This is a genomic window from Acidovorax sp. KNOB132 (assembly GCF_057541515.1).
Genome location: NZ_BAAJYT010000143.1, coordinates 1 through 9,629 on the forward strand (window position 1 = coordinate 1; position 9,629 = coordinate 9,629).

General features: G+C 62.6%; 9 protein-coding genes. 7 read left to right on the forward strand and 2 right to left on the reverse strand.

The genetic code is table 11. The features are described 5' to 3' along the window. Positions 1-790: FAD-dependent monooxygenase (locus AC27IO_RS16305; protein ID WP_498739694.1), on the reverse strand; the 790-nt coding region annotated here is incomplete at its 3' end. Between the two features lie 96 nt (positions 791-886). Here AC27IO_RS16305 and AC27IO_RS16310 point away from each other — a divergent pair. The 6 genes from AC27IO_RS16310 to AC27IO_RS16335 all read left to right on the forward strand — a co-directional run bounded on the left by AC27IO_RS16310 (position 887) and on the right by AC27IO_RS16335 (position 6,679). Beyond that, positions 887-1,759 carry an MOSC domain-containing protein gene (locus tag AC27IO_RS16310; RefSeq protein ID WP_498739696.1) on the forward strand — a complete coding sequence of 291 codons (873 nt, stop codon included), beginning with the start codon at positions 887-889 and terminating at the stop codon, positions 1,757-1,759. Between the two features lie 101 nt (positions 1,760-1,860). Beyond that, the gene (gene ychF / locus AC27IO_RS16315) at positions 1,861-2,955 is read left to right on the forward strand and encodes a redox-regulated ATPase YchF (protein WP_272567328.1); all 1,095 of its coding nucleotides are present in this window, start codon (positions 1,861-1,863) and stop codon (positions 2,953-2,955) included. A 233-nt stretch (positions 2,956-3,188) separates the two neighbouring features. Beyond that, on the forward strand, positions 3,189-3,791 hold the full coding sequence (locus AC27IO_RS16320) for a hypothetical protein (RefSeq protein WP_498739699.1): 603 nt from the start codon (positions 3,189-3,191) through the stop codon (positions 3,789-3,791). A 25-nt stretch (positions 3,792-3,816) separates the two neighbouring features. Beyond that, on the forward strand, positions 3,817-4,026 hold the full coding sequence (locus AC27IO_RS16325; RefSeq protein WP_498739701.1) for a hypothetical protein: 210 nt from the start codon (positions 3,817-3,819) through the stop codon (positions 4,024-4,026). A gap of 488 nt (positions 4,027-4,514) precedes the next feature. After that, the gene (locus AC27IO_RS16330; protein WP_498739703.1) at positions 4,515-5,702 is read left to right on the forward strand and encodes a hypothetical protein; all 1,188 of its coding nucleotides are present in this window, start codon (positions 4,515-4,517) and stop codon (positions 5,700-5,702) included. 197 nt (positions 5,703-5,899) lie between these two features. Beyond that, entirely contained in the window at positions 5,900-6,679 is a 780-nt protein-coding gene (locus AC27IO_RS16335) for a toll/interleukin-1 receptor domain-containing protein (protein ID WP_498739704.1), read from the forward strand. 351 nt (positions 6,680-7,030) lie between these two features. Here AC27IO_RS16335 and AC27IO_RS16340 read toward each other — a convergent pair whose 3' ends face one another. Next, positions 7,031-8,161, reverse strand: coding sequence for a Kelch repeat-containing protein (locus AC27IO_RS16340; protein WP_498739706.1), 1,131 nt, complete (start codon positions 8,159-8,161; stop codon positions 7,031-7,033). A gap of 372 nt (positions 8,162-8,533) precedes the next feature. On the opposite strand from AC27IO_RS16340, the gene AC27IO_RS16345 reads away from it, so the two are divergent. Then, positions 8,534-9,460 carry a YihY/virulence factor BrkB family protein gene (locus tag AC27IO_RS16345; RefSeq protein WP_284429421.1) on the forward strand — a complete coding sequence of 309 codons (927 nt, stop codon included), beginning with the start codon at positions 8,534-8,536 and terminating at the stop codon, positions 9,458-9,460. Positions 9,461-9,629: the final 169 nt, after the last annotated feature.

Sequence of the window (9,629 nt, forward strand, 5' to 3'; positions counted from 1 at the left end):
CGCCCGATTGGCCCGGCGCCGCCATGGGGCCGCACCAGCGGTCCGCGCGGGCCTGCTGCAGCGGCCAGGCCGTGCGGTCCGCGCTCAACTGCAGGGTGCCCAGCGTGTTCTGGCTGGCTTGCTGGATCTGCTGCTCGAATTCGGCGGGGTCCAGGGCCACCAGGCGCTGCGCCCGGTCCTGCGAGACTGACCAGACGACCGCGACGGAGTTCCCCGCGGCGCCGTCCAGCGGCAAAAAGGCCAGGATGCCGTCGGGCAGGAACCACTGCCGCGCCACCTGGCCGTGGGGCCGTTCGCATTGCAGCCGGGTGGCGACCGCGTGCTGCCCATACGGCATGGTGGCGAAGTCCACGCCGAATTCCTCGCGCGTGCGGCTGGCGCGGCCCTCGCACACCACGGTGAGCGCGGCGGGCACCGGGGCGTCCACCCATTCGGCCTGGGGCTGGAACCGCAGGGCATCGGCCAGGCGGGCCTCCAGCGCGGGCACGTCGACGATCCAGGCCAGCGCTTCGGTGCCCTGGCCTTCGGCATCGAACGTCACCTCGCCGCCCTGGTCGCCATGCACCTGCATCTGCCGCACTGCGGTGGCGTGGGCGACATCGGGCCACCCGCGCACCGATTCGAGCAGCCCGCGCGAGGCGGCGTTCAAGGCATAGGCGCGCACATCGGCCGCCGGGGGGGCGGGCGTGCCGACCAGGGCCACGCGGAGCCGTTCGCGGGCCAGCAGCAGGGCCAGGGTGCGGCCCACGACGCCAGCGCCACGGATACATACATCAAAGGTTTGGGCCATGCCGGGCATTGTAGGAGCCGGCCAAGGCGGCACGGGCGGGCACAATCCCGCTTTCACCGATGGGTTTCGCGCCCGCGCCCCTGGAGCTTTTTCCCCGTGACTTTCCGCCCCGACCACGACCTTGCCGGCACCATCGCGCGCCTGTTCGTCCACCCCGTCAAATCCTGCGCCGGCATCGAAGTGCGCCAGGCGCTGCTCACCGACACCGGGCTGGACCTGGACCGCGCCTGGATGGTCGTGGACGCGGCCGGCCACTTTCTCACCCAGCGCACGCTGCCGCGCATGGCCCTGGTCCGGCCCCAGCTCAAGGTGCATGAGATGGTGCTGCGCGCCCCCGGCATGCTGGCGCTGCACGTGGCGATCGACCAGGTGGAAGGCCCGGCCACCGTGCGGCTGTGGGACGACACCGTGCCCGCCTGGGACATGGGCCCGCTGGCCGCCCAGTGGTTCACCGACTTCCTGGGCCAGCCCTGCCGCATGGTGCGGTTCGACCCCGAGCACCGCCGGCTGTCCAGCCCGAAGTGGACCGACGGCCTGGAGGTGCCCAACCTCTTTTCCGACGGCTTTCCGCTGCTGCTGGCCAGCCAGGCGTCGCTGGACGGGCTGAACGAGCGGCTGCGGGCCGCCGGCCACGCGGCCGTGGGCATGGAGCGCTTTCGCCCCAACATCGTGGTCGATGGACTGCACGCGCACGACGAGGACCGCATCGACCGGCTCTACATCGGCACCGGGGAGGGCGAGGAAGTGCACCTGCAGCCCACCAAGCCCTGCGCGCGCTGCCCCATCCCGGACATCGACCCGGCCACCGCCGCCAGCAGCCCCGAGGTGGGCGACATGATGCGCACCTACCGCCACGACCGCCGGCTGGGCGGCGCCATCACCTTCGGCATGAACGCCATCGTGCGCGAAGGCGCGGGCCGCATGCTGCGCGTGGGCCAGCCCGTCGCGGCCGATCTGCGCTTCGACTGAATCGCCCGTTCGAAAAGGGCCGGGATCCGCCCGGCCGCCAGGGCACCGGGCCCACCCCGTAAAATCGCGGGTTTGTCTCCCGAACACCTGAAAGCCCTGCCATGAGCCTGAAATGCGGCATCGTGGGCCTGCCCAATGTGGGCAAGTCCACCCTCTTCAACGCGCTGACCAAGGCCGGCATCGCCGCCGAGAACTATCCGTTCTGCACCATCGAGCCCAACACGGGCGTGGTGGAAGTGCCCGATCCCCGCCTGCAGCAACTCGCCGGCATCATCACGCCCGAGCGCATCGTGCCGGCCATCGTCGAGTTCGTGGACATCGCGGGCCTCGTGGCCGGCGCCAGCCAGGGCGAAGGCCTGGGCAACCAGTTCCTCGCGCACATCCGCGAGACCGACGCCATCGTGAATGTGGTGCGCTGCTTCGAGGACGACAACGTCATCCACGTGGCCGGCCGCGTGGACCCGATCTCCGACATCGAGGTCATCCAGACCGAGCTGTGCCTGGCCGACCTCGCCACGGTGGAAAAGGCGCTCAACCGCTACAGCAAGGCCGCCAAGTCGGGCAACGACAAGGAAGCCGCCAAGCTGGTGTCCCTCCTCACGCCCATCCAGGCCGCGCTCGACCAGGGCAAGCCCGCGCGCACCGTGCCCTTGAGCAAGGAAGACGCGCCGCTGCTCAAGCCCTTCTGCCTCATCACCGCCAAGCCCGCCATGTTCGTGGGCAACGTGAGCGAAGACGGCTTCGAGAACAACCCGCTGCTGGAGCGCCTCAAGGAATACGCCGCCGCCCAGAACGCGCCCGTCGTGGCCATCTGCGCCAAGATGGAAGCGGAAATGTCCGAAATGAGCGACGAGGACCGCGACATGTTCCTGGCCGAGATGGGCCAGGCCGAACCGGGCCTGAACCGCCTGATCCGCGCCGGCTTCAACCTGCTGGGCCTGCAGACCTACTTCACGGCCGGCGTGAAGGAAGTTCGCGCCTGGACAATCCACGTGGGCGACACCGCGCCCCAGGCCGCCGGCGTGATCCACGGCGACTTCGAGCGCGGCTTCATCCGTGCGCAGACGATCGCCTTCGAGGACTTCATCGCCTTCAAGGGCGAACAGGGCGCCAAGGACGCGGGCAAGATGCGCGCGGAAGGCAAGGAATACGTCGTCAAGGATGGCGACGTGATGAACTTCCTGTTCAACGTTTAAACCGGCACGCGTCGGTTTTTCAAGCTTGGCCGACGTTTGCGGGCGTCGGCCAGCGCTCGGGAAAATGCAGGCCTGTCTAGTGGCGCTCTCGATTCCTTGATTTCAACAAGAGCGAAATAGCGCTTCTTGGATAGAGCCTTGCCGCAGATGCCTATTGCAGTGGTGGAGTTCGGCCAGTCCGTTGACCTGAACGCTCGCGATAGGCTTCTCGCAGCAGACATCTATCGGTCAGCATGCTCTCTTTCGGCGGAGCGGCAGTTCAGGCTGATTTCGGACTCTTATTCAGTCCCCCATTGGCAGGCAGTTTTAGACCCCAAGCGATTGGTTCCCAGCGGCGTGGTGTGAAAACACGATCTGCGACTTTGGGTGGGATGGCGAATGATGTGCTGTGCAACTGCAGCTTGAAGAGCGAGAAAAATATGCTGTTAACCGATATAGCCGTCGAGCACACTCTGGTGTCCAAAAATGGGGTTCGTCAGACTTTCTTGCTCCATCCGTTTACCGATACACAGCGAGATTCGCTTGGTAAATTCGAGATCGTTCGTGACGTCAGTCGGCCAGGATTCAAAGACGTCAAACGTTCGACCTTCGTCACGTTTCAACAATTGGCGGAGTTGTATGCGAAAGGTGCACTCGAAGAATTCGGGTTTTCCGTTCGCATGTGTCCGGGTCAGGGCACGTACCCCGCCAAGAATCCAGCAAAAAAGATACTGCCAACCAGCATCAAGCCAGGCTCACCGTTCGACCTGGCTGTTCAAAAGGTGGATGTTTCAAAACCTGCGAATCGCGAATTGAGAACCGCCTTGCTTCGCACCGACGTCCAAATTGAAGGGTGACGCCGCTGATCGATATGGAGTACGTGTGAATCCATCCGTTGCCCATGCTGAACTCATCGCCACTTTCAAGCGGGCCGAGGCAGATGCCGCTCACAAGTTCGGCTTGATCAAAGCTGCTGCGGTTAAAGGCCCGAAGGCAGTCCAAGCCGCCTCCGAAACCGCTGCAAAGGCCGCAAAACGCAGGGACTCGTATGCAAAAAAGCTGGGCAATCTGGGGGTGAGCGTCAAGGATTGAGCGCGGCCAAGCCTACAGCGTGATGTGTGGAGAGATGCATGGGACGCTTCAGGCTGAGATCGGCCGCTCGAGATTTCTGACTGACTGACTGCTCGGTGCCCTGAGTCGAAGCTGGGTCGTGGTTCTCAAAGCGGTCTTAGATTCAAGATGCGGCTTGGGTGCAGCCTGAAATGGAGTGCTTGGCCCCTGTTCGCTTGCAAGCTATAGTTTGGTGAGTGAAGGCTTGCCGGGTTTCGCGGAATTGTCATACTTGGATCTTTGAACAGCAGCGAGGGCGAAAACCTAAGCTGTAAGCCATGTCCAGAGGAATGAATGGCCAGAATATCCTTCGACGTTCAGCTTATCCCGCAGGTTCTGCGGCATAGATTACGTTAGACCGCAGATGCAAGGGCTGTTGCCTTCTTCTACCATTGGAATCACATTAGACGCGACAAAGTGCGGGATGCTTCCCGTAATTGGTTATATGCGCTTTCTACAAGGAGAACAGGGTGGCGGCGGCAAAAACAAAGAGTAGTGCAGCTAAAAAAGCACCAAAGGCACCCACGGAAAAAGCAGGAGAAGAGGGAAGAACTCGCTCGAGTCGGCCATATCCTGCATCCTCGTTCGAAGATGCGCTCGACCTGGGTACGGCTATCATGAAATTAGCCGCTGGGGAGAAGGTACGTCGGCTGACTCTCTTGGAGAAAATGGGAAAGTCCGCGACGAGTGGACCAACACGCCAGATGATTACGAACTCTGGCAAGTACGGCATCACGACTGGTTCGTACGCGGCGGAGTACCTTGAACTCACCCCGACGGGCACGATTGCAGTCAACCCCGAGAGGACCGAGCAGGAGAGGCGCAAGGCATCCTTCACTCTCGCGATCGAGTCGATTGCTCCCTTCAAGCTGCTCTACGAGCACTACAAGGGAAAGCGACTGCCGGAGCGGGAGATCATCAAAGATGTCCTCCGTGACTCGGGCACTGAGATCCCGGATCTCGACGAATGCGTCGATACCTTCATTGTGAATGCGAAGTTTGTGGGTCTGCTACGCGCTATTGGCGGGGCGGAAACGCTAGTCACAATCGAGCATGTACTCGATGAACTGCCGGAGGGCGAAGGCAGAACTTCGCAGCGCATCACGGCCCCGGCGTCCATGGCGACTCCAGCAGTGGTTCGGAAGATCTCGGAGGATTCTGCGACCATGTCGGATTGGCAGAAAGTGTGTTTCTATATCACTCCGATCGGATCCGAGGACAGCGTTGAACGAAAGCATGCCGACTTGTTCATGGGCTCTCTGGTACAACCAGCTCTCGAGGAGTTGGGCCTTACCGTCGTTCGGGCCGACCATATCGGTGAGCCGGGGATGATCACGACCCAGGTCCTGGAATACCTAAAGCGTTCAAGGCTAGCCATCGCCGATCTTTCCTATCTCAATCCGAACGTGTTCTATGAAGTCGCCCTTCGGCACGCGCTTAGGTTGCCTGTCGTTCAGCTAATTCGAAAGGCCGATCGCCTGCCATTCGACGTCAATCAAGCTCGCACGCTTGTTTTCGACACCAGTGACATCTACAGCCTTATCCCGAGGCTTCAGACATATCGTGCCGAGATTGCAAGCCAGGCGCGCAAAGCGTTGGACGACCCGGAGAGTGTGGGAAATCCGGTAAGCGTTTTCTACCCAGATTTCTATAAGTAGGCGGTGCAAGGCGGGTTCAGGTATCGGGACTTGCGAACCTCGAGATCGTGCCGGTGCTGCTGCGGTCTAACAGGTCGGTCGACACGGACACGCTGCGGCAAGGCGCGGCGAGCCGTGCAGGTGATCGTACGTCTCGCGGCGCTTTGCCACAGCGCGCCGGTCACCTCCAACATCAGATTCATGCAGGGGGAAGAGCAATGAAGGTCTTTTTAAGCTGGTCGGGACAGCGTAGCAAGGAGGTCGCAAGCCTACTTAGCGACTGGCTTTGCTGTGTCATTCAGGCGTCGCGGCCATGGATCTCGACACGCGACTTAGACAGGGGGTCGCTTTGGTTTGGAGAAATAAACGATCAACTCAAGGATACGACCGTCGGGATTATATGTTTAACTCAAGAAAACAAAGGCCGCCCCTGGATACTCTTTGAAGCAGGTGCGCTTGCCAAAGGCCTATCCACGTCCAGAGTTTGCACTCTTCTTGTTGATTTGGAGCCAAAAGACATCGAAGATCCATTGGCCCAATTCAATCACACGTTTCCGACACGTGAAAGCGTGCTCGGCCTTGTCAAAACTCTAAACGGCGCACTTTCATCCGGAGGCCTAGATATTCGCATTCTTGAGCAAGTGTTTGACACTTACTGGCCCCAGTTTGAAGACAGATTTGCAAAAGTTCTTCAGAATACTGAGGCGCAGCCGCCTTCGAAGCCACGTCCAAAAGAAGATGTTTTGGGCGAGATTCTTGAAAATACAAGGATGCTCAACTCTAGAATTAGGAAGCTAGAGCACGAGAACGAGCGATATCGCATTAGAGAGATGGAGATGCCGCCAGGCATACTCCGAGAAGAGGCTTTAATGATGCTCAAGTCCGGCCTACCAATTGAGGCAGTTCTTGAGCGATTTAGAGGGCGCATACCTTCAAGTATGCTCAAAGATCTGGTCTCAAATTACGAGATTGGGAAACTCGGGAAAGAATCTAACTAGTCGTTCAAGCCTACGCCGCTTCGCGGCGCGGCTTAATTCAGGCGTTGAGCGTCCGTGTTCTTATGCCTCGACCGGCTGCTACTTGCCGATAGCACGCATTGGAGGCGATCCAGCGAACGGCTGCAATCGCTGCATAGTCGACCTTCAAGTTGACTTGACCAGTGCACGCTCTGGGTCGATTACAGCGCCCGTCTGTTCGTCGGTGCTCACCTTTATCCGATGGATTTCCATGGCCCGTCTGGAACATCAAGCGTCAGAGCAGAGAGACGGCTATCCATCCAATCCAGTTCATGTCTGCGCGCCCAGACCGACGCCCGCAGGCTGCCAAGCGCAGCCCACAGGCGCCCCCGGTCAGCGGGGCCGGAACGCGTAGACGTCAGGATTCCACACCTGCCCGCCTTCATCGTTCTGGCACGAGAACCCAAAGCCCGAGAACACGTACATCACCCCGCCCACCGCGGCCGCGTTGGTGCGTTTGATCGCCGGGAAAGCGTCGCCACCCGGGGCCAGCAGGCGCCATGTGCGGTCGTGCAGGTTGAAACGCCACAGTTCGGACGTGGCGTTCTGCGGGAACGCGGCGCCGCAGCCGGAACTGCCCCCCGGCAGGTCGCCCCCGGCCATCAGCAGCGCGTGGCCGATCTGCACGGTCGATCCCTGGTGGCGGGGCGCATCGACGTTGTCGGCTTCGGCGGGCGTGATGTTCTGCCACTGGCGGGTGGCGAGGTCGAAGCGCCAGGTGTCGTTCAACGAGACGAAGCCGTCGCTGTCGCTGAATTGCCCGCCGTAGAGCGTCAATTGCCCGTCCCATGCGCGCCCGGCCACCGCGGCCTCATGGCGCGAGGTCGGCGAGTTCGCGTCGCCATTGGCAATGATCTGGGTCCACAGGTTGGTGCGCAGGTCGAAGGCCCACAGGTCGTTCAGGGTGTGGAAGTCGGTCTGGATGCCGCCGAACACATAGACCTTTTCGCCATCCACCCACATGGCGGGGCGCGATCGGGCCGAAGGCCCCGGATTGCCGGGTTGCAACTGCGTCCAGCGGTTGAGCAGGGCGCTGTAGGCCCACAGGTCGTCGAAGAACGTGAGCGAAGAAAGGTCGGCGCTGTAGTTGGCGCCGCCGAACACCAGCATCCAGTGCCGCGCCGGCACGGCGGCACTCGCGGCGAAGGCCCGGGCCGGCGGCTTGGCGCCAGAGGGCGACAGCGGCGTCCATCGGGCCAGGCGGGGGTCGAAGCGGTACAGGTCGTCGTAGAACGTGTTCTCGCCACTGGCGAAATCGTCCTTGACCCCGCCGAACAGGTAGATGGACCCGAGGACCGGCGCCACGGCGGGCGTCGAGCGCACGGACGGCCCCTCGCCCGTGGTGACCAGCCGGGTCCAGCGGCCGTCTGCTGCTACTGCTTCTGCTGCTGCGCTCCCATGCGCCTGCGCCCCGGGGGCGACCAACGCCAGGGCCATTCCCAGGCCCCACAGAAATCGTTTCATGAAATTCCTCCGTTGTATTGATTGAATGAACCCGGTCGTCCGGACTTCTCCAGAAACGACCGCGCGCAGTCTATCTTTCCGCTGTTCGGAATATTGGATCGGTCACCACTGGATGCATCTGTAACCTGTGCAGGCTGTCCAAGGGCTTGCGCGCTGCAGCCAGCGGCGCTGGCATCGTGATGCGGCGGTCCCGCTTGGGCGGCTTCGGATGTTCTTCGAGTCCTACAGAGGGCCTGCGTGGCTTGGGCGACAGTCAGCGGGTGCGGCACCAAGCCCGCCGGGCCTCCTGGCGCTTCGCGTGTCGATGGGTTGATTTCACACAAGCGCCGATCGATCGGCGGAACGAAGAAGGATGCAGAGTTGGACAAACGCATGGCACCGAAGACCATCCTGCACCGCGTGCGGCAAATCGCCTGGTCCGTGCCGGGGTTGCCCGTCATCGCCCTGGCGGTCCGCAACTACATCCTCCACCAGAGTGCCAACCAGGCCGGGAGCATGGCGTTCTCGTCGGTGCTGGCGATGTTCCCGCTGCTGATCCTGCTGTCGGCCACGGCGGCCTATGTGGGCGAGCCCGGAGATGCCGCGGCCCTGGCCCAGCGCGTGCTGGAATACGCGCCGCCGGTGGTGCGCGACGCGATGCAGCCGGTGATCCAGCAGGTGCTGGCGCAGCGCAACCAGGCGCTGCTGGCAATCGGCTTTCTGGTCACGCTGTGGACGGCGTCGTCGGGCATGCAGGCGGTGCGCACGGCGCTCAACCGCTCGTACGGCATCGAACGCGGCCTGCCGTTCTGGAAGGCGCGCATCAAGGTGACGGTGTTCACGGTGGTGGTGGGCGGCGGCATCTTCGCGGCGTTCAGCTCGGTGATCGTCATGCCCTACGTGTGGCAGCTGCTGGAGCGCAACGTGGGCGTGGGCCAGGAGACGCCCTGGCTGCGCAACAGCGTGCGCTACGGCTCGGCGTTTCTGGTGCTGACGGTGCTGTACGCGCTGCTCTACGGCTGGCTGCCGGACCTGAGGCAGCGGCTGCGCACCGTGGTGCCGGGCGCCATCGTGGGCGCGGCGATGTGGGTGGGGGCGGCCGCCACCCTGTCGTACACGCTGCGCAGCGCCGGCAAGCTCGCGCTGGTCTACGGCAGTTTCGCGGGCGTGGTGGCCACGCTGGTGTTCCTGTACATCAGCGCCACCACGTTGATCTTCGGGGCGGAGGTGAACGGGGTGCTGCGCGACAGGGCGGCGCTGCCGGAAGACTGGGGCGGCCCCGATGCCTCGCAAGGCGAGTCACCCGCGCCCGGGGCGTGATGCGTTCCGGACCGTCCTGGATGCAAACCTTGGGCAGGACCGCCGGGCGTGGCGGGGTGTGAAGTGCTGGCGCATGCTCGAACCCGGGCCAGGTGCATTCAGCCGGTTCAGGGTGAAAACCGGCCCCGGTGCATGAATTACTAAGGCATATTGCTATTGAATTAATAGC

Bases quoted from the DNA above. Each gene is read 5' to 3' on its own strand.
- AC27IO_RS16340 (WP_498739706.1), bottom strand. From the start codon at position 8,161: ATGAAACGATTTCTGTGGGGCCTGGGAATGGCCCTGGCGTTGGTCGCC.
- AC27IO_RS16335 (WP_498739704.1), top strand. From the start codon at position 5,900: ATGAAGGTCTTTTTAAGCTGGTCGGGACAGCGTAGCAAGGAGGTCGCA.
- AC27IO_RS16345 (WP_284429421.1), top strand. From the start codon at position 8,534: ATGGCACCGAAGACCATCCTGCACCGCGTGCGGCAAATCGCCTGGTCC.
- ychF (WP_272567328.1), top strand. From the start codon at position 1,861: ATGAGCCTGAAATGCGGCATCGTGGGCCTGCCCAATGTGGGCAAGTCC.
- AC27IO_RS16320 (WP_498739699.1), top strand. From the start codon at position 3,189: ATGCTCTCTTTCGGCGGAGCGGCAGTTCAGGCTGATTTCGGACTCTTA.